The organism is Tabrizicola sp. (assembly GCF_022842145.1).
In the GTDB taxonomy this organism is placed as follows: Bacteria; Pseudomonadota; Alphaproteobacteria; order Rhodobacterales; family Rhodobacteraceae; genus Tabrizicola.
The window spans coordinates 793682-812679 of the sequence record NZ_JALHQD010000001.1 but is presented as its reverse complement, the minus strand read 5'-3'; the positions used below and the strand labels follow the sequence as shown (position 1 = coordinate 812679).

The window sequence follows — 18998 nt, the reverse complement described above, 5'->3', positions numbered from 1 at the left end:
ACGCGACATGCCCTGGATCGACGCCTGCTCCACCACCGACATCGACGAAGAAGACCTGATCCGCTGGGATCACGCGGGCCAGACCTTCGCCATTTACCACTCGCCCGACGGCGATTTCTTCGCGACCGCCGGTCTGTGCACGCACGAGAACGTCCATCTTTGCGACGGGTTGGTGATGGGCAACCTGATCGAATGCCCCAAGCACAACGGCCAGTTCGACTACCGGACCGGAGAGGCGATGCGCGCCCCGGTCTGCGTGAACCTGAAAACGTATCCCGTGAAGGTCGACGGCGACCGCGTCTTCGTCGAGGTGGCGTAATGGCACCCCCTACCGTCAAGGACCTGCTTGACCAGCGTGGCAAACATCAGTTCGCCATGCTGCGGGTCGAGACTCTGGAGGAAGCCGAAGCCGCCGCGCGGGCGGGGGTCGAGCTTCTGTCGGTTCCGCCGTCGATGGTGATGGACCGCCGCTTCCGCGAAGTCGCCCCCGACGCCTTCATCTTCCCCGGCGACAACTTCTACGAGATCGGCGGCACTGACGATTTCCTGCGCTGGGCCTTCCCCCTCTACAAGCACGGCGCCGACGCCTTCTACTGCTCCGGCTCCCTCGGCACCGTCCGTGCGATGACCGACCACGGCCTGCCGGTCTGCGGCCACGTCGGCCTGATCCCGTCGAAACGCACCTGGACCGGCGGCTTCAAGGCCGTGGGCAAGACGCTGGAGACCGCGCAACTGGTCTGGAACCAGTGCAAGGCGCTGGAGGAAGCCGGGGCCTTCGCCGTGGAGATCGAGGTCGTCCCCCATTCCATCACACGCCTGATCGCGGAACGGACCAACCTCTTCCTGATCTCGATGGGCGCAGGCGCGGGCGGCCACGCGCAGTACCTGTTTACCGACGACGTCCTCGGCCAGAACCGCGGCCGCATTCCCCGCCACGCCAAGGTCTACGCCGATTTTGCGGCCGAATACGACCGGCTGCAGGCGCTGCGCGTCGACGCGATGGCCCGCTTCGCCAAGGACGTCCACGACGGCGACTACCCCGCCCCGCAGCACCTCGTGGACTGCGACCCCCAGGTCGTCGCGGAGTTCTCCGACTGGCTGGACCAGAACGCCTAGACCGCCAAAACCGCTTCGATCAACCGCTGGGCCGAGGGCGTCATCTGCGCCCCGGCCCGCGTCACCAGGCTGAACGGGGCCACGGCCAGGCCCAGGTCGATCGGCAGGGACACAAACGGCACCGAGGGATTCCCGGCAAAGCTGTCCACCACTGGCGTCGCCAGGGGCGCAATCGCATCGGTCTGGTTCAGCAGCGCCAGCGTGAACAGGAAGGACGAGGTCGAGATCCGCCGCTTCGGCTGGGGCAGGCCCAGCTCGGTCAGGCGGCTGACCACCGTCTGGGTCAACAGCGTCTCGTCGTCACCCATCACCCAGTCGTAGGACATCAGGTCGTCCAGCGACAGGATCGGCCGCACCAGCAGCGGATGCCCCCGCCGAACCACCAGCGACAACGGCTCTACCGCCAGGACACGCGCCTCCAGCTGGGTTTCACCGGGTGAAAGCCGCGCCAGAGCGAAATCCAGCCGCCCGTCGCGCAATTGCTCGCACAGGTTCAGTGAGGTGGCGACCGTCACTTCGGCGCGGAACTCTGGCAACTCGCGTTGCAGCGCGATCAGCACCGGCATCACCAGGCTCAGCGCCGGGCCCGTCACCGCCCCGACCCGGACCACGCCCGCCCGCCCCGTCGCGGCTTCGGCCAGTTCCCGGGCGGCGTCGGCCAGCTCGATCTCGATCCGGGCCGCCCGCCGCGCCAGCGCCAGCCCCACCTCGGTCAGCCGCAAACCGCGGCCCTGCCGCTCATGCAGCGGCAGACCCAAAAGCTCTTCCATCTCGGCCAGCAGGCGTGAGGCGGCCGGCTGTGCCACCCCGATCCGCGCCGCGGCCACCCCCAAGGCGCCCACCTGGCTCAACTCGGCCAGCAGGCGCAGTTGCACCGGCTTCAGGCGGCGCAGCTGGATCGCAAGACTGGATTCCGTCACACTCATATCAAACCGGCCATGTCTTCATGCGCAGACCCTATTTGACACGCATGGGTCACCTGCGCAATCTGCGCCTCGTCCGTAAGCAGGGGTCGCCCCGGCGTGCCCAAAGCGGATGCAAACGAAGAATCATCGGGAGGAAACAAGATGATCTTGACCCGCCGCGGCCTTATGGCCCTTACCGGCGCCACCGCCGCCCTGTCTGCGCTGCCCGCCTTCGCCCAGGACAAGGGCACCATCGGCATCGCGATGCCCACCAAATCCTCGTCGCGCTGGATCTCGGACGGCGAGTCGATGGTCAAGGCGTTCCAGGACGCTGGCTATGCCACCGACCTGCAGTATGCCGAAGATGACATCCCGACCCAGCTGAACCAGATCGAGAACATGATCACCTCGGGCGTCAAGGCGCTGGTGATCGCAGCCATCGACGGCACCACGTTGTCGAACGCGCTGGACAACGCCGCCGCCCAGGGCATCAAGGTCATCGCCTATGACCGCCTGATCCGCGACTCCGGCTCGGTCGACTATTACGCCACCTTCGACAACTTCAAGGTTGGCGTGCAGCAGGCTGAATCGCTGGTTGCTGGCCTGAAGGAACGCTTCCCCGACGCGAAACCGTGGAACGTCGAACTCTTCGGCGGCTCGCCGGACGACAACAACGCCTTCTTCTTCTACGACGGCGCGATGTCGGTCCTGCAGCCGATGATCGACTCCGGCGAGATTGTCATTCCGTCGGGCCAGATGGGCATGGACGTCGTCGGCACCCTTCGCTGGGATGGCGCGGTTGCCCAAGCCCGCATGGACAACCTTCTGTCCTCGAACTACGGCGACAAGCAGCTGCACGGCGCGCTGTCCCCCTATGACGGGCTGTCCATCGGCATCCTGTCGTCGGTCAAGGGCGTGGGCTACGGCTCGGGCGACATGAAGATGCCGATCGTCACCGGTCAGGACGCCGAGATCCCCTCGGTCAAGTCGATGATCGCGGGCGAGCAGTATTCGACCGTATTCAAGGACACCCGCGAACTGGCCAAAGTCACCGTCAAGATGGTGGACGCGGTCCTTGCCGGCGGCGAGCCCGAGATCAACGACACCGAAACCTACAACAACGGCGTCAAGGTGGTTCCGTCCTACCTCCTCGAGCCGGTCTCGGTGAACCTCACGAACTACGAAGAGATCCTCGTCGGTTCGGGCTACTACACTGCCGATCAGCTGAAGTAAGCTGATCCGAAGGGCCTGCCCGCGCCGCTCCCGCGCGGGCAGGTCCCCTTTCGGGAGGGGACATGTCGACACTTCTGGAAATGCGGGAGATCACCAAGGTCTTCCCGGGCGTCAAGGCGCTGGACCGGGTCAGCCTGACCGTCGAGGCCGGGGAAATCCACGCCATCTGCGGCGAAAACGGCGCCGGGAAATCCACGCTGATGAAGGTCCTGTCGGGCGTCTATCCGCACGGCACCTATGACGGCGACATCCTCTATGACGGACAGCCCCTCGCCAATCGCTCCATCCGCGACAGCGAGCACAAGGGCATCATCATCATTCACCAGGAACTCGCGCTGATCCCGCTGCTGTCGATCGCCGAGAACCTGTTCATGGGCAACGAGGTTGCGACCAACGGCGTGATCTCCTGGCCCCTGGCCATGCAAAAGACCGGCGAGCTTCTGCGCCGCGTCGGGTTGAACGAACCCCCCAGCGCCGTCGTGGGCAAGCTGGGCGTCGGCAAGCAGCAATTGATCGAGATTGCTAAGGCCCTGTCGAAGAACGTCCGCCTCCTGATCCTGGACGAACCCACCGCCGCCTTGCAGGAAGCTGACGCCGACCGCCTGCTGGACCTGATGCTGGAGCTGAAGGCCCAGGGCGTGACCCAGATCATCATCAGCCACAAGCTGAACGAAATCGGCCGCGTCGCCGATCGCATCACCGTGATCCGCGATGGCACCTCGGTTTCGACCCTGAACAAGTCCGACATCTCGGAAGACCGCATCATCCGCGACATGGTCGGCCGCGACATGGCGCACCGCTACCCCGAACGCACCCCGAACCCCGGCGAGATGCTCTTCGAGGTGGAAAACTGGTCCTGCATGCACCCCGAACAGGCCGGGCGGCAGATGATCAAGGGCGTCTCGCTGAACGTCCGCAAAGGCGAGATTGTCGGCATCGCCGGCCTGATGGGCACCGGCCGCACCGAGCTTGCGATGTCCATCTTCGGCCGCAGCTACGGCAAGGGACATGCGGGCACGGTGAAGATGCACGGCAAGCCCGTTGACGTCTCCACCGTGACGAAAGCCATCCAGGCGGGCATCTCCTACGTGACCGAGGATCGCAAGGCGCTGGGCCTGATCCTGGAAGAACCAATCCTGAAGAACATCAGCCTCGCCAACCTGTTCGGCATCGCGAAAAACTCCGTCCTCGACAAACGGCGTGAGGCCCAGGTGGCCGAGGGCTACCGCAATCAACTCGCGATCCGCACTCCAGGCGTGCACCAGAAGGTCATGAACCTGTCGGGCGGCAACCAGCAGAAGGTTGTCCTCTCGAAATGGCTGTTCACCGAGCCGCAGCTTCTGATCCTGGACGAGCCTACCCGCGGCATCGACGTGGGCGCGAAGTTCGAGATCTACACGATCATGAAGGATCTCGCCGAACAGGGGCGCGGGGTGCTGATGATCAGCTCCGAAATGCCCGAGCTTCTGGGCATGTGCGACCGCATCTACGTGATGAACGAAGGCCGGATCGTCGGTGAACTGACCCGTGACGAGGCGAGCCAGGAAAAGATCATGGCGCTGATCGTCAAGGACAATGGCAAGACCACAGGAAAGGTGGCGTGAATGGCTGACAATCAAAGCTCACTCGGCGGACACCTGCGCGAAAACGGCATGCTTCTGGCGTTGGTCGCCATCGTGGCGCTGTTCTCGGTGCTGGTGGCGATGCAGGGCAAGCCGATGTTCCTGCAGGCGCCGAACATCACCAACATCTTCCTGCAGAACGGCCATGTGATCATCCTTGCCCTCGGGATGCTGCTCATCATCGTCGCCGGGCACATCGACCTTTCGGTCGGCTCCGTCGCCGCCTTTACCGGGGCCGTCGCCGCCTATCTGACCGTAGAGCTTAAACTCCCGATCTCCATCGTCATCCCGCTGACCCTGATCGTTGGCGGGCTGATCGGCGCGGCGCAGGGCTACTGGGTCGCCTATTGGCGCATCCCGTCGTTCATCGTCACCCTCGCCGGGATGCTGGTCTTCCGGGGCGCGACTCTGTGGCTGCTCGGGGGCCAGAACATCGGCCCCTTCCCCAAGGCCTTCCAGGCCATGTCCTCGGGCTTCATCCCTGATCTCACCGGCATCGGCAAACCCCACGGCTTGACGCTGATCGTCACCGCCATCGCCATCGCCGTCGTCATCTGGATCGGCATGCGCGCCCGCGCCCGGGATGCCGAGTTCGGGATCACCCCCGAACCCACCGGCCTGTTCTGGGGCCGCACGCTGATTATCTCGGCTGCAATGGCCTTCGTCGGCTGGCAGCTCGCCAGCTTCCGGGGCCTGCCGAACGTGCTGGTGGTGCTGGCAATCCTCATCATTCTCTACGCCTTCTTCACCGAAAACACCGTCCAGGGCCGCCGCATCTATGCCGTCGGTGGCAACTACAAGGCTGCCATGCTCTCCGGCATCCGGGCCGAGCGTCTGGTCTTCTTCTGCTTCGTCAACATGGGCGTCCTCGCCGCGTTGGCGGGAATGATGGTCACCGCCCGCCTCAACTCCGCCACCCCCAAGGCCGGTACCGGCTTCGAGCTTGACGCCATCGCCGCCGTCTTCATCGGCGGTGCCGCGATGGCGGGCGGCTCGGGCAAGATCATCGGCGTCGTGATCGGCGCGCTGATCATGGGCGTGATGAACATGGGCATGTCGATCCTCGGGGTCGGCATCGACTACCAGCAGATGATCAAGGGCCTGGTCCTACTCGCCGCCGTCATCTTCGACGTCTACAACAAGAACAAGTGAGGCAGATCATGCATCTCTCCACCGTCAAGGGCGTCGGCCCCGTCGTCCGCGAAGGCTCCGAAGCCCGCAGCGTCCGCAACACGGCGTCGATCTACGAATTGGCCTCGGCGGCCATCGCGGGCGAAGGGCTCAAGGCCGAGATCGCCCGTCGCGGCCTTGGCGAAACCGTCGACCTTACACGCGCGGCCTTCGACCTGCCCGTCAGCCACCCCGACCCCGCCCACCTGCACCTGACCGGCACTGGCCTCACCCACCTCGGCTCGGCCTCCGCCCGCGATGCGATGCACGCCAAGCTTGAGGGCGCGGAAACCCTGACCGACAGCATGAAGATGTTCCGCATGGGCCTGGAAGCCGGCCGCCCCGCCGCAGGCGACGTCGGCGCGCAGCCCGAGTGGTTCTACAAGGGCAACGGCTACGCTGCCGTCGCCCCAGGTGCCGCCCTCGAAGCCCCCGGCTTTGCCGAGGACGGCGGCGAGGAACCGGAAATCGCCGGCATCTACCTGATCGGCCCCACCGGCACCCCGCACCGCATCGGCTGGGCCCTGGGCAACGAATTCTCCGACCACATCACCGAGCGCGTCAACTACCTCTGGCTCGCCCACTCCAAACTCCGCGTCGCCTCCTACGGCCCGGAGATTCTGGTGGGCGACCTTCCGTCAGACGTGCGCGGCCATTCCCGCATCCTCCGCGACGGCAAGACCCTGTGGGAAAAGCCCTTCCTCTCCGGCGAAGCCAACATGTCCCACACGCTGGCGAACCTGGAACACCACCACTTCAAGTACGACATCTTCCGCCAGCCCGGCGACCTGCACGTCCACTACTTCGGCACCGCCACCCTGTCCTTCGCCGACGGCATCAAGACCCAACCCGGCGACATGTTCGAGATCGAAGTCGCGGACTTCGGTCAGCCCCTCCGCAACACCCTGTCCTTCGCGCCGAAGACCCACGGCGCGACCAAAGTTCACCCGCTGTAAGAGGCCAGTAGCATGACCAAGTTCACACCCGCCCCCTGGCCCCGCAAGCTGCGCTCGCAGGAATGGTTCGCCGGAACCTCGAAGGACGCGATCTACCACCGCTCGTGGATGAAGAATCAGGGCCTGCCCGCCGACCTGTTCGACGGGCGCCCGGTGATCGGCATCCTGAACACCTTCTCCGAGCTCAACCCCTGCAACGCGCACCTGAACGACCTCGCCGAGCGCGTCAAACACGGCGTCTACGAGGCTGGCGGCTTCCCGGTCATCGTGCCCGTCTTTTCCGTTTCCGAATCCGCCTTCCGCCCCACCGCGATGATGTTCCGCAACCTCGCCGCAATGGCGGTCGAGGAAACCATCCGCGGCCAGCAGGTGGACGGCGTCGTCTGCCTTGTCGGCTGCGACAAGACCACGCCCAGCCTCCTGATGGGCGCAGCCTCCTGCGACCTGCCCACCATCATGGTCTCGGGCGGGCCGATGCTGAACGGCTACTTCCGCGGCGAACGCGTCGGCTCCGGCACCCACCTCTGGAAGTTCTCCGAGGCTGTCAAAGCCGGTGAAATGACCGCCGAGGAATTCGTCGAAGCCGAAGCTTCGATGTCCCGCTCGCCCGGCTCGTGCAACACGATGGGTACCGCTTCCACGATGGCCTCGATGGTCGAGGCGCTGGGCATGACCCTCTCCGGCAACGCCGCGATCCCGGCCGTGGACTCACGCCGCCGCGTCATGGCGCACCTGACCGGCCGCCGCATCGTGCAGATGGTCAAGGACGACCTGAAACCGTCAGATATCCTGACGCGCGACGCCTTCCAGAACGCCATTCGCGCCAACGCGGCCATCGGCGGCTCGACCAACGCCGTGATCCACCTTCTGGCCATTGCGGGCCGCTGTGGCATCGACCTGACCCTGAACGACTGGGACGAATGGGGCCGCAACGTCCCGACCATCGTCAACCTGATGCCCTCCGGCAAATACCTGATGGAGGAATTCTTCTACGCCGGTGGCCTCCCCGCCGTCATGAAGCGCCTTGGCGAAGCTGGCCTTCTGAACAAGGACGCGCTGACCGTCTCGGGTGGCCCGGTCTGGGACGAGGTCAAGGACGTCCGCAGCCACAACGACGACGTGATCCTGCCCGCCGAAAAGGCCTTGGCACAATCCGGCGGCATCGTGGTCGTCAAGGGCAACCTTGCCCCCGACGGCGCGGTCCTGAAACCCTCCGCCGCCACGCCCGCCCTGATGCAGCATCGCGGCCGCGCCGTGGTGTTCGAGGATATCGACGACTACAAGGCCCGGATCGAGGACGAGTCCCTCGACGTCGACGAAACCTGCGTCATGGTCCTGAAGAACTGCGGCCCGCGTGGCTATCCGGGCATGGCCGAGGTCGGGAACATGGGCCTGCCGCCCAAGGTTCTGCGCAAGGGCATCACCGACATGGTCCGCATCAGCGACGCGCGCATGTCCGGCACCGCCTACGGCACCGTGGTCCTGCACACCTCGCCCGAAGCCGCGCGCGGTGGCCCGCTCGCCGTGGTCCGCTCCGGCGATTTCATCGAACTCGACGTCGCCAACCGTCGCCTGCACCTCGACATCTCGGACGAGGAACTGGCGGCCCGCCTCGCCGCGTGGAAACCCCCCGTGGAGCCCCCGTCGGGCGGTTATGCCAAACTGTACCACGACCACGTGCAGGGCGCGGACAAGGGCGCCGACATGGACTTCCTGATCGGCTGCCGCGGCAACGCCGTCGCCCGCGAAAGCCACTGACGACAAGCGACGGTGGGCCTCAAGTCCAACGTCGCACCCAAGCGCCTCCCTCCCCCCACTGTGGGGGAGGGATGGGGAGGGGGGCACCCCGCCAGCCCCAACCCCGATGCCCGGAAAGAGAGGCCACTCATGACCCGCACCAAAGTCGCCCTCGTCGGCATCGGCAAGATCGCCCTCGACCAGCACGTCCCCGCCCTGAACGCCTCACCCGACTGGGAGCTTGCGGCCACCATCAGCCGCAGCGGCAAGGTCGACGGCATCCCGGCCTTCACCGATTTCGCCACCTTCCTGGCAGAACGCCCCGACGTCCCCGTCGTCTCCCTCTGCATGCCCCCCGTTCCCCGCTACGCCTACGCCGAAGCGGCGCTCGAAGCCGGTCGCCATGTCATGCTGGAGAAACCCCCCGGCGCGACCCTCGCCGAAGTCCACGCGCTTGAGGCGATGGCCAAAGCAAAAGGCCTCACCCTCTACGCCACCTGGCACAGCCGCATGGCCCACGCCGTTGCCCCGGCCAAAGCGTGGCTCTCCGACAAGACCATCCGCAAAGCCCACATCACCTGGCGCGAGGATGTGCGCAAATGGCATCCCGGTCAGGACTGGGTCTTCAAGCCCGGCGGCATGGGCGTTTTCGACCCCGGCATCAACGCCCTCTCCATCCTCACGGAAATCCTGCCCAAACCTGTCCACCTGACCCGCGCCACCCTCGAATTCCCGTCCAACCGCCAAACCCCCATCGCCGCCCAGCTGACCTTCTCCAACAACGTCACCGCCGATTTCGACTGGCGGCAGGAAGGCCCCCAGACCTGGGACATTGAGATCCAGACCGACAAGGGCCACCTCGCCCTCCGCATGGGCGGCAACGTGCTGGAAATCGACGGCAAGCCGATGGCCGGTGAAAACACCATCATGTGCGAATACCCCGCCCTTTACGCCCGGATGGCCGACCTCGTCCGCACCGGCACCTCCGACGTCGACCTCGCCCCGATGGTCCACGTCGCCGACGCCCTGACCCTTGGCGAACGGCTTATCACCGACGCCTTCGACTTCTAAAGGAGACAACCATGCTGACCGGAAAACACCTGATCGCGGGCAACTGGGTCGGGAACGACCAGACGTTCGCCTCCTCCCCCGCCCACGGCCCCTCGCACGACTTCTCGGTCGGCACCCCGGCCCACGTCGCCACTGCCTGCGAAGCCGCCGAGGCCGCCTTTCCCGCATACTCTACCAAAACCCGCGCCGAACGGGCCGCCTTCCTGAACCGCATCGCCGACGAGATCGAAGCCCGCGGCGCCGAGATCACCGAAATCGGCACCCAGGAAACCGGCCTCCCCGTCGCCCGCCTCGACGGCGAACGTGGCCGCACCACCATGCAGCTTCGCCTCTTCGCCACCCACATCCTGAAAGACGACTGGCTCGACCGCCGCCACGACGCAGCGCTTCCCGACCGCCAGCCCGCCCCGCGCCCCGACCTCAAGCTCATCCAACGCCCCATCGGCCCCGTCGCCGTGTTCGGAGCCTCGAACTTCCCGCTCGCCTTCTCCACCGCCGGGGGCGACACCGCCTCGGCTCTCGCCGCCGGCTGCCCCGTCGTCGTCAAGGGCCACTCCGCCCACCCCGGCACCGGCGAGATCGTCGCCCAGGCCATCCACGCCGCCATCCAGGCCTGCGACATGCCTCCCGGCACCTTCTCCCTCGTCCAGGGCGGCAAGCGCGACGTCGGCGAAGCCCTTGTCCAGCACCCCTACATCAAGGCCGTCGGCTTCACCGGCTCCCTTGCCGGGGGCCGCGCTCTCTTCAACCTCTGCGCCGCACGCCCCGAACCGATCCCCTTCTTCGGCGAACTCGGCTCCGTGAACCCGATGTTCCTCCTCCCCGCCGCCCTCGCCACCCGGGGCGAGGCCATCGCCAAAGGCTGGGCCGGATCGCTGACGATGGGCGCAGGCCAGTTCTGCACCAACCCCGGCATCGCCGTCCTGATCGACGGACCCGAAGCAGACGCCTTCGTCCAGACCGCCAAGGCCGCCGTCAGCGCCATCGGCCCGCAGACCATGCTCACCGACGGCATTGCCGAGGCTTACCGCCAGGGCCGCGACCGCGTGGCCCAAGGCGCCGGAGTCCGCTCCGTCCTCACCACCACCTGCGACCTTCGCAACGCCACGCCCTACCTCTTCGAGGTTTCGGGCAGCGACTGGTTGTCCAACCACGCCCTCGCGGAGGAGGTCTTCGGCCCCCTCGGCCTGATCGTCCGCGTCCGCCACGCCACCGAAATGCAGGACATCGCCCGCAGCCTGCAGGGCCAGCTGACCTGCACGCTGCACCTCGACGACGCCGACACCGACCTTGGCCGCGCGCTGATGCCGATCCTCGAACGCAAGGCCGGTCGCCTCCTCGCCAACGGCTTCCCGACCGGCGTCGAAGTGGTGGACTCGCAAGTCCACGGCGGCCCTTATCCTGCTTCCACCAACTTTGGGGCGACTTCGGTGGGAACAATGTCCATCCGTCGCTGGCTGCGTCCGGTGGCTTACCAGAACATGCCCGACGCCCTTCTTCCCCAGGATTGGGACAAGTGAAATGACCGACGCCACCGCCCTTGGCCAGATCGACGGCCGCGACATCCATGCCGTCACGCTGAAAGGCGACGGCCTCAGCCTCAAACTCCTGACCTGGGGCGCGCGCCTGGCCGAGCTTTGGGTTCCCGACGCCAAGGGCAATCTGGCCGACATCGTCCTCGGCCAGGACAGCCTGGACGACTGGCAGACCCACGGCACCTATATCGGCGCGACCTGTGGCCGCTACGGCAACCGCATCGCCGGGGGCCGCTTCACGCTCGATGGCCGGGTCGTCCAGCTGGACCAGAACGAAAAGGCCCAGCATCTGCACGGCGGCACGCAGGGCTTCGACCTGAAGGTTTGGGACATCGAAAGCCGGTCCGACGCCCATGTCACCTTCACCACCACCTCTCCGGACGGCGAGATGGGCTATCCTGGCACCCTGACCGCCCGCACCACCTACCGGATCGACCAGGGTCTGCAGATCGAGATGGAGGCGACGACCGACGCGCCCACCATCGTCAATCTGGTGAACCACGCCTATTTCAACCTTGCCGGCCAGGGTTCGGGCGACATCCTCGGGCAGCATCTGCAAGTCGATGCCGGGTTCTACACGCCCGTCGACGACCGCCTGATCCCGACCGGCGAGCTTCTATCCGTCACCGACACCGCCTTCGACTTTCGCGCGTCGCGGCCCATCGGGCAGGACATGCCGGGTGAGGGGGGCTTCGACCACAACCTCTGCCTGTCCGGCCCCTTGGGCACCAATGGCCTCCGCCGCTGCCTGCAAGCGGTCGATCCGGCTTCGGGTCGGCGGATGCAACTATCGACCACCGAGCCGGGCTTGCAATTCTACACCGGCGCGCATTTCGACCGCACCCCTGGCAAAAGTGGCGCACGCTATCCTCGCTTCGCCGGTTTCGCCGCCGAGACGCAGCGCTTCCCTGATTCGCCGAACCGCCCGCAGTTCCCGTCGGCCCGCCTGGACCCCGGCCAGACCTACCGCCACGTGATGCACTTCGACTTCACACCGGCACAAGCGTGACCCTGCCAGCGGCGCCCATCGCGGCGCCGCAGCATCCGCCAATCCCCTCGACAGCCTTAACAAACCTTGTCCGCAGACCGCCTTTTCGCGCCCGCAGCAAGCCCCGCCACCCCACAATCACACGTCCCCGTGAACGGACTTCTTGCATATAGTAATACTTTTGCTAACGTGCCCCCAGCCACCCGAGGAGAGTGGCCAAAGTTTCCACTGGGAGGAAATCATGAACGTTATCAAGACTCTCGCGCTTGGCGCGGGACTGGCCAGCTTGTTGCTTTCGGCAGCCTACGCCGAAGGACTGCAAGGCAAAGTCATCGGCTTCTCGCAGATCGGATCGGAATCCGGCTGGCGTGCGGCCGAGACCTCGGTGACCAAAGCCGAAGCCGAAGCCCGTGGCATCGACCTCAAGTTCGCGGACGCGCAGCAGAAGCAGGAAAACCAGATCAAGGCGATCCGCGGCTTCATCGCGCAGGGTGTCGACGCGATCCTGGTTGCCCCCGTGGTCGCCACCGGCTGGGAGGAAGTCCTGACCGAAGCCAAGGAAGCCGACATCCCCGTCGTCCTTCTGGACCGCGGCATCGAAGGGCCGGAAGACCTGTACCTGACCTCCGTCGCGTCGGACCAGGTCAAGGAAGGCCGCGTCGCAGGCGAATGGCTCGTCGCCAACGTCGGTGACAAGCAGTGCAACGTGGTCGAACTGCAAGGCACCGTCGGCTCCTCGCCCGCGATCAACCGCAAGCAGGGCTTCGAAGAGGCGCTGGCCGGCAAGGCCAACTTGACCATCACCCGCAGCCAGACCGGCGACTTCACCCGCTCGAAGGGCAAGGAAGTCATGGAAGGCTTCATCAAGGCGGAAGACGGCGGCAAGAACATCTGCGCGGTCTATGCCCACAACGACGACATGGCCGTGGGCGCGATCCAGGCCATCAAGGACGCGGGCCTGAAGCCGGGCAGCGACATCCTCGTCGTGTCGATCGACGCCGTGCCGGATATCTTCGCCGCGATGGTCGCGGGTGAGGCGAACGCTACCGTCGAGCTGACCCCGAACATGGCCGGCCCCGCCTTCGACGCGCTGCAAGCCTATTGGGACGCAGGCACTGCGCCCGAGAAGTTCATCATCACCGAGTCGAAGCTGTATACCCCCGCAGATGATCCGCAGGGCGAATACGACCGCCGCAAAGGCCTTGGCTACTAGGTTTCCTCGCCAAGGTGCCGCTGGGCGAAGCTGAGGGGCTTCGCCCGGCGGAATTGCTTTATCCGCCGGATCGGCGGACAGTTACGGGGGCAGGGAGGGGACAGAATGACAGACCAGAAACCAGTCCTGGAGGCGCGCGGGATCGTCAAGATCTTCGGCCAGCACCGTGCGCTGGACACCGTGGATTTCACCGCCAACGCAGGCGAGGTCCACGCCCTCCTCGGCGAAAACGGCGCGGGCAAATCCACCCTGATCAAGATCCTGACCGGCGCCTACCAGCCCGACGGCGGGGAACTCCTCCTCGACGGCGCGCCGATCACCCTCCGCGACCCGTTGCACGGCCAGACCTACGGCATCGGCACCGTCTATCAGGAGGTCAACCTCCTCCCCAACCGCTCGGTGTCCGAGAACCTCTTCCTCGGCCGCCAACCCACCCGCTTCGGCATGGTCGACCGCAAGCGCATCGACGCCGCCGCGAAGGACCTTCTCAGCCGCTACGGCCTTGACATCGACGTCCGCGCCGAGCTGTCCGAATACTCCGTCGCCGTCCAGCAGATCGTCGCCATCGCCCGGGCGGTGGAGCTTTCCGGCAAGGTCCTCGTCCTTGATGAACCCACCGCCAGCCTTGACCGCAACGAGGTCCAGCGCCTGTTCGACGTCGTCCGCACGCTGAAAGCCAAGGGCCTCGCCATCATCTTCATCACCCACTTCCTCGACCAGGTCTTCGACCTTGCCGACCGCGTCACCATCCTGCGCAACGGCAAGAAGGTCGCCACGCAGGCGCTCAACACCCTGAACACCACCGACGTCGTCCGGATGATGCTGGGCAAGGACGTCGCCTTCGACCACCACCCCACCGCCCTGACCGGAGGCCCCAAGGGCCAGGTCCGCGTCCAGTTCCAAGGCCTCAGCCGCAAGGGCCTCGCCCCCTTCGACCTTTCCATCCACGAAGGCGAGGTCGTCGGCGTCGCCGGTCTCCTCGGCTCGGGCCGCACCGAGGTCGCCCGCCTGATGTTCGGCGTCGACACCAGCGACACCGGCCAGATCACCGTCGACGGCCACCCCGTCGCCATCCGCAACCCCGCCCAGGCCGTCGCCGCCGGCTTCGGCTTCTGCCCCGAGGACCGCAAGCTTGACGGCATCTTCGGCGACCTTTCCGTCCGCGAAAACATCATCATCGCCCTGCAAGCCAAGCTTGGCTGGTTCAAGGCCCTGAACCGCGACGATCAGGTGGAACTTGCGGGACGATACGCCGAGGCCTTGGACATCCGCGCGGCCAACCATGACATGCCGGTCAAACTCCTGTCCGGCGGCAACCAGCAGAAGGTCATCCTCGCTCGCTGGCTGGCCATCGACCCGACCTTCCTGATCCTGGACGAACCCACCCGCGGTATCGACGTCGGCGCCCACGCCGAAATCGTCCGCACCATCAACCGCCTGCGCGAAGAAGGCCTCGCCCTCTTCGTCATCTCCTCGGAACTGGACGAGGTCGTCGCCTACTCCAACCGCATCGTCGTCATGCGCGACCGCGAGATGGTGGCCGAACTCGACGGCGACGCCATCGCCCCCGATGCCATCGTCCAGGCCATCGCCGGAACGCAAGAGGCCCGCCCGTGACCCGTCCTACCGTCGACCTCCGCCCCATCCAGCCGCCGCTCCCGCGTCCAAGACCGCTGGCCCATTTCTTCACCCGCCCGCAAGTCATCGCCCTCGTCGCCGTCCTTCTGGTCAACTGGGCGCTCTTCCCCGGCTTCTTCACCATCACCTGGCAGGACGGTCGCTTCTTCGGCAGCCTGATCGACGTCCTGAATAGGGGAGCCCCCGTCGCCATCCTCGCCATCGGCATGACGATGGTCATCGCCACCAAAGGCGTGGACCTTTCCGTCGGCGCGGTCATGGCGATCTCCGGGGCCACCGCCGCCACCCTTGTCACCAACGGCATCCCCGCCCCCGTGGCTGTCCTTGCCGCCCTTGGCACCGGCATCCTCTGCGGGTTCTGGAACGGTATCCTCGTCACCGTGCTGGAGATCCAGCCGATCATCGCCACCCTCGTCCTGATGGTCGCGGGCCGCGGCCTCGCCCAGCTGATCACCGAAGGCTACATCGTCACCTTCTCCGACCCGCTGCTGATCTTCATCGGCACCGGCTCCTTCCTCGGCCTGCCAATGCCGGTGATCATCGCCGTGGTCCTGATGATCGCCGCCACCCTGATCGTGCGCCGCACCGCGCTTGGCCTCTTGATCGAGGCGGTCGGCGTCAACCGCTCCGCCGCTCGTTTCGCGGGCCTCAAGGCCAACGCGCTTCTCCTGATCGTCTACACCTTCGCCGGGTTCTGCGCCGCCATCTCGGGCCTGATCGTGGCGGGGGACATCCGGGGCGCCGACGCCAACAACGCCGGTCTCTGGCTGGAGCTTGACGCGATCTTGGCCGTCGTTATCGGCGGCACCTCCCTGATGGGCGGTCGCTTCTCGATCCCGATGGCTGTCCTTGGCGCCTTGATCATCCAGTCGATGAACACCGGCATCCTGATCTCCGGCTTCAGCCCAGAATTCAACCTGGTGGTCAAATCCGCCGTGATCATCGTGATCCTGGTCCTGCAATCGCCCATCTCCGCCCGCCTCTTCCGCCGCCTTCCCGGAGCGCAAAAATGAACCGCAGCCTGCGCCCGCTTCTGGCGACCACCCTAATCTTCCTTTTCGCCTACATGCTGGCCGTGTCCCAGCAGCCCGCGATGCTCTCGACCCGGGTCCTGGGCAACTTCCTGACGGATAACGCCTTCCTTGGAATAGCGGCGGTTGGCATGACCTTCGTGATCCTCTCTGGCGGCATCGACCTCAGCGTCGGCGCGGTGATCGGCTTCACCACCGTCCTCGTCGCCGTCCTGATCATGTGGCTGCAACTGCACCCCCTGATCGCCTTCGCCATCGCCCTGATCGTCGCCACCGGCTTCGGGGCCGTCATGGGGGCTGCGATCCACTATCTGAAGGTGCCAAGCTTCATCGTCACCCTTGCCGGCATGTTCCTCGCGCGGGGCGGGGCCTCCGTCCTTTCGCCCGACTCCATCGGGATCGAGCATCCGTTCTTTTCCGCCGTCCAGAAAAGCTACATCCTGCTGCCGGGGGGTGGCCGCTTCACCGTGGTCGGCATGATCATGCTGGCGGTTTTCGCCTGCGCGATCATCCTCGCCCACCGCACCCGCTTCGGTTCCAACGTCTACGCGCTGGGCGGCTCCGAAACCTCCGCCGCGCTGATGGGCGTCCCCGTCGCCCGGACCACGATCTCGATCTATGCCCTTTCCAGCTTCCTCGCAGGCCTCGCCGGAGTGGTGTTCTCCCTTTACACCTCCGCCGGATACTCCCTGAACGCGCTGGGCGTGGAACTCGACGCCATCGCCGCCGTCGTGATCGGCGGCACGCTTCTGACCGGCGGTTACGGCTTCGTTGCGGGCACCTTCATCGGGGTCATGCTGCAAGGATTGGTGCAAACCTACATCGTCTTTGACGGAACCTTGTCCAGTTGGTGGACCAAGATTGTCGTCGGCGTGCTTTTGTTTATGTTCATCCTGCTGCAACGGCTGGTCTTCAAAGCCGCGCCTCGCCGAACGTAAGGGACCTGGACCAGTATCATGAGCGAACCGGGGAGCCTGATCCGAACGCTCTCCGGGCGGCCAGCAGCGCGGAACTATCATTCCTATGTGATCAACGAAGTGGGACGCGCCATCGTTTCCGGCGCCATGCCGGTGGGGTCAGGTCTGCCCGGCGACGCCGAGATGATGGACCGTTTCGGCGTCTCCCGCACCGTGCTGCGCGAGGCTTTGAAGACTCTGGAAGCCAAGGGGTTGGTGGAAGCCCGCGCCAAGGTCGGCACCCGGGTCCTGCCGCAATCTCGCTGGAACCTTTTCGACCGCCAGATCCTGGCCTGGAAACTGGAAAGCGGCCCGTCACCCGCCTTCCTTGCGTCCTTCCAGACCATCCGCGAAAGCCTGGAGGTGCAGGCCGCGCGTCTGGCCGCCCAGCACCGCGAGGCCGAACACGTCCGCCTCCTGAACTACTGGCTCAACCAGCGCGCCGTGATGGCCCACCAGCCCGAACCCTTCGCAATGGCCGAGTTCGAAATCCACCGCGTCGTGGCCGAGGCTTCGGGCAACCCCTTCCTGCGCGCCGCCTCTGCGATCATGGAATTCGGGGTGGCCGTCTCGGTTCTCGCCCGGCTGGGCGACGACCTCACCGCCCCGCCCGAAGGCCTCGCCGAGCCCCACGCCGCCGCGTACGAAGCCCTGATCCGCGCCATCGAACGCGGCGATCCCGATACCGCCGCCGCGCGGATGGCGACCCTGACGCGCTAGCCCGACATGGCTAACGCTTCCCTAACGCCCACAGCCAAGCTCTTGATTCCAACGGTTGCAAAAGCTGCCCGCGCGCGGACAGCCTCACCCGCCCCAGGTATCCGAAAGCCGGAATCCTTCCGGAAACGGATCGCTCGGATCCAGCCCGATCTGACTGATCCCGTAGATCCAGGCCCGCCCCGAAACCCGGTTCCGCGTCGCCTTGTAGGACCCCACCGTGGTCTCCTCGACGAACTCCGTCACGAACTCCCCCCCGATCGTCGACCGCGAGACAACCCGGTCCCCCACCTTCACCAGACCCCGGGCAAACCGCGCCGCCATGTTGGAATTCGACCCCGTCCCGCAGGGCGACCGATCCACCCGTCCCGGCCGCATCGTCGTGCAGGTCCGCACAGCCCCGTCCGCCTCGTCCGACCGGAACATCACATAGGCCAGCCCGTTCAACGCCGGCTCCAGCGGATGCTCCGCCGGCTCCACCGCCGCGATCCGGCCGCGCAAGTCTACCCCTACCATCGCCAGTTCCCGCGCCTTCTCCGGCACGATCGTCAGCCCCACCTGATCCACGTCGATCAACGCATAGAAGACCCCGCCGAAACAAAGGTCGTACTCCACCGCCCCCCACTCCGCCGTCTCGATCACGCCCCGCTTCGCAAGGAACGACGGCGGCATGTCCAGTGTGACCCGCACGACCTTCCCGCCCGAACATTCCGCCGTGGCCACCACCAGCCCCGCCGCGGTGTCCAGCGTCACCACACTGACAGGCTCGACCATCGGCACCATCCCGGTCTCGAGCAGCGCCGTCGTCGCACAGATCGCGTTCGACCCCGACATCGCGTGGGCCTGATCCGGTTGCAGGACGATGAACCCCACATCCGCCCGCGGATCGCAGGCCGGGGTCAGCAGACAGAACGACCCCACCGGACCGGACCGAGGCTCGGAACACAGCCACCGCCGCAGCCCGTCATCAACGCTGTTCAGGTGATGCAGCTTCTCGGCCATCGTGGCACCGGGGATGTTCAGCACCCCCCCGGTGATGACCCGCCCGATCTCGCCCTCGCAGTGGACGTCCACCGTCTGTATGGTCCGGCTGAAACGCATGTCTTCCCC

Annotated in this window: 17 protein-coding genes; 15 read left to right on the top strand and 2 right to left on the bottom strand. The window is 66.0% G+C overall.

Annotated features, from left to right (window positions below; genetic code table 11):
• The first annotated feature begins 7 nt into the window (after window positions 1–7).
• On the top strand, window positions 8–319 hold the full coding sequence (locus Q0C42_RS04135) for a MocE family 2Fe-2S type ferredoxin (RefSeq protein WP_295072352.1): 312 nt from the start codon (window positions 8–10) through the stop codon (window positions 317–319).
• Window positions 319–1116 (top strand): 3-methyl-2-oxobutanoate hydroxymethyltransferase, encoded by a 798-nt coding sequence (locus tag Q0C42_RS04130; RefSeq protein ID WP_295072349.1) that lies wholly within the window; start codon window positions 319–321, stop codon window positions 1114–1116. The genes Q0C42_RS04135 and Q0C42_RS04130 overlap by 1 nt, the downstream gene beginning before the upstream one ends.
• Here Q0C42_RS04130 and Q0C42_RS04125 read toward each other — a convergent pair.
• On the bottom strand, window positions 1113–2042 hold the full coding sequence (locus Q0C42_RS04125; RefSeq protein WP_295072346.1) for a LysR family transcriptional regulator: 930 nt from the start codon (window positions 2040–2042) through the stop codon (window positions 1113–1115). The genes Q0C42_RS04130 and Q0C42_RS04125 overlap by 4 nt on opposite strands.
• Window positions 2043–2207: 165 nt before the next feature.
• Between Q0C42_RS04125 and chvE the strand changes: the two genes are divergently transcribed.
• The 13 genes from chvE (at window position 2208) to Q0C42_RS04060 (ending at window position 17891) form a co-directional block, all read left to right on the top strand.
• On the top strand, window positions 2208–3254 hold the full coding sequence (gene chvE, locus Q0C42_RS04120) for a multiple monosaccharide ABC transporter substrate-binding protein (protein WP_295072828.1): 1047 nt from the start codon (window positions 2208–2210) through the stop codon (window positions 3252–3254).
• Window positions 3255–3316: 62 nt separating this feature from the next.
• Window positions 3317–4858: a multiple monosaccharide ABC transporter ATP-binding protein gene (gene mmsA, locus Q0C42_RS04115; RefSeq protein WP_295072343.1), complete on the top strand. Its 1542-nt coding sequence runs from the start codon at window positions 3317–3319 to the stop codon at window positions 4856–4858.
• The gene (gene mmsB / locus Q0C42_RS04110; RefSeq protein WP_295072341.1) at window positions 4859–6028 is read left to right on the top strand and encodes a multiple monosaccharide ABC transporter permease; all 1170 of its coding nucleotides are present in this window, start codon (window positions 4859–4861) and stop codon (window positions 6026–6028) included.
• An 8-nt stretch (window positions 6029–6036) separates the two neighbouring features.
• On the top strand, window positions 6037–7002 hold the full coding sequence (gene araD1 / locus Q0C42_RS04105; protein ID WP_295072338.1) for an AraD1 family protein: 966 nt from the start codon (window positions 6037–6039) through the stop codon (window positions 7000–7002).
• A gap of 12 nt (window positions 7003–7014) precedes the next feature.
• Window positions 7015–8760 (top strand): L-arabinonate dehydratase, encoded by a 1746-nt coding sequence (gene araD, locus Q0C42_RS04100; RefSeq protein ID WP_295072335.1) that lies wholly within the window; start codon window positions 7015–7017, stop codon window positions 8758–8760.
• Window positions 8761–8889: 129 nt separating this feature from the next.
• The gene (locus Q0C42_RS04095) at window positions 8890–9810 is read left to right on the top strand and encodes a Gfo/Idh/MocA family oxidoreductase (protein WP_295072332.1); all 921 of its coding nucleotides are present in this window, start codon (window positions 8890–8892) and stop codon (window positions 9808–9810) included.
• Between the two features lie 11 nt (window positions 9811–9821).
• Complete coding sequence (locus tag Q0C42_RS04090) at window positions 9822–11330, top strand: aldehyde dehydrogenase (NADP(+)) (protein WP_295072330.1); 1509 nt, start codon at window positions 9822–9824, stop codon at window positions 11328–11330.
• Window position 11331: 1 nt separating this feature from the next.
• Entirely contained in the window at window positions 11332–12354 is a 1023-nt protein-coding gene (locus Q0C42_RS04085; RefSeq protein WP_295072327.1) for an aldose epimerase family protein, read from the top strand.
• A gap of 220 nt (window positions 12355–12574) precedes the next feature.
• Window positions 12575–13546: a galactofuranose ABC transporter, galactofuranose-binding protein YtfQ gene (gene ytfQ, locus Q0C42_RS04080; RefSeq protein WP_295072324.1), complete on the top strand. Its 972-nt coding sequence runs from the start codon at window positions 12575–12577 to the stop codon at window positions 13544–13546.
• A gap of 105 nt (window positions 13547–13651) precedes the next feature.
• Window positions 13652–15163, top strand: coding sequence for a sugar ABC transporter ATP-binding protein (locus Q0C42_RS04075; RefSeq protein WP_295072321.1), 1512 nt, complete (start codon window positions 13652–13654; stop codon window positions 15161–15163).
• Window positions 15160–16197 (top strand): ABC transporter permease, encoded by a 1038-nt coding sequence (locus Q0C42_RS04070; protein ID WP_295072318.1) that lies wholly within the window; start codon window positions 15160–15162, stop codon window positions 16195–16197. The genes Q0C42_RS04075 and Q0C42_RS04070 overlap by 4 nt, the downstream gene beginning before the upstream one ends.
• Window positions 16194–17153 (top strand): galactofuranose ABC transporter, permease protein YjfF, encoded by a 960-nt coding sequence (gene yjfF / locus Q0C42_RS04065; RefSeq protein ID WP_295072315.1) that lies wholly within the window; start codon window positions 16194–16196, stop codon window positions 17151–17153. Before Q0C42_RS04070 ends, yjfF begins: the two co-directional genes overlap by 4 nt.
• 18 nt (window positions 17154–17171) lie before the next feature.
• A complete protein-coding gene (locus tag Q0C42_RS04060) occupies window positions 17172–17891 on the top strand; it encodes a FadR/GntR family transcriptional regulator (RefSeq protein ID WP_295072312.1) in 720 nt (239 codons plus the stop codon).
• 84 nt (window positions 17892–17975) lie between these two features.
• Here Q0C42_RS04060 and Q0C42_RS04055 read toward each other — a convergent pair whose 3' ends face one another.
• The gene (locus Q0C42_RS04055) at window positions 17976–18989 is read right to left on the bottom strand and encodes a proline racemase family protein (RefSeq protein WP_295072311.1); all 1014 of its coding nucleotides are present in this window, start codon (window positions 18987–18989) and stop codon (window positions 17976–17978) included.
• Window positions 18990–18998 lie beyond the last annotated feature (9 nt).

Bases quoted from the DNA above. Each gene is read 5' to 3' on its own strand.
- Q0C42_RS04095 (WP_295072332.1), top strand. From the start codon at position 8,890: ATGACCCGCACCAAAGTCGCCCTCGTCGGCATCGGCAAGATCGCCCTC.
- Q0C42_RS04130 (WP_295072349.1), top strand. From the start codon at position 319: ATGGCACCCCCTACCGTCAAGGACCTGCTTGACCAGCGTGGCAAACAT.
- chvE (WP_295072828.1), top strand. From the start codon at position 2,208: ATGGCCCTTACCGGCGCCACCGCCGCCCTGTCTGCGCTGCCCGCCTTC.
- Q0C42_RS04085 (WP_295072327.1), top strand. From the start codon at position 11,332: ATGACCGACGCCACCGCCCTTGGCCAGATCGACGGCCGCGACATCCAT.
- Q0C42_RS04125 (WP_295072346.1), bottom strand. From the start codon at position 2,042: ATGAGTGTGACGGAATCCAGTCTTGCGATCCAGCTGCGCCGCCTGAAG.
- Q0C42_RS04055 (WP_295072311.1), bottom strand. From the start codon at position 18,989: ATGCGTTTCAGCCGGACCATACAGACGGTGGACGTCCACTGCGAGGGC.
- ytfQ (WP_295072324.1), top strand. From the start codon at position 12,575: ATGAACGTTATCAAGACTCTCGCGCTTGGCGCGGGACTGGCCAGCTTG.
- mmsB (WP_295072341.1), top strand. From the start codon at position 4,859: ATGGCTGACAATCAAAGCTCACTCGGCGGACACCTGCGCGAAAACGGC.
- Q0C42_RS04090 (WP_295072330.1), top strand. From the start codon at position 9,822: ATGCTGACCGGAAAACACCTGATCGCGGGCAACTGGGTCGGGAACGAC.
- Q0C42_RS04135 (WP_295072352.1), top strand. From the start codon at position 8: ATGCCCTGGATCGACGCCTGCTCCACCACCGACATCGACGAAGAAGAC.
- Q0C42_RS04060 (WP_295072312.1), top strand. From the start codon at position 17,172: ATGAGCGAACCGGGGAGCCTGATCCGAACGCTCTCCGGGCGGCCAGCA.
- araD1 (WP_295072338.1), top strand. From the start codon at position 6,037: ATGCATCTCTCCACCGTCAAGGGCGTCGGCCCCGTCGTCCGCGAAGGC.
- mmsA (WP_295072343.1), top strand. From the start codon at position 3,317: ATGTCGACACTTCTGGAAATGCGGGAGATCACCAAGGTCTTCCCGGGC.
- Q0C42_RS04075 (WP_295072321.1), top strand. From the start codon at position 13,652: ATGACAGACCAGAAACCAGTCCTGGAGGCGCGCGGGATCGTCAAGATC.
- yjfF (WP_295072315.1), top strand. From the start codon at position 16,194: ATGAACCGCAGCCTGCGCCCGCTTCTGGCGACCACCCTAATCTTCCTT.
- araD (WP_295072335.1), top strand. From the start codon at position 7,015: ATGACCAAGTTCACACCCGCCCCCTGGCCCCGCAAGCTGCGCTCGCAG.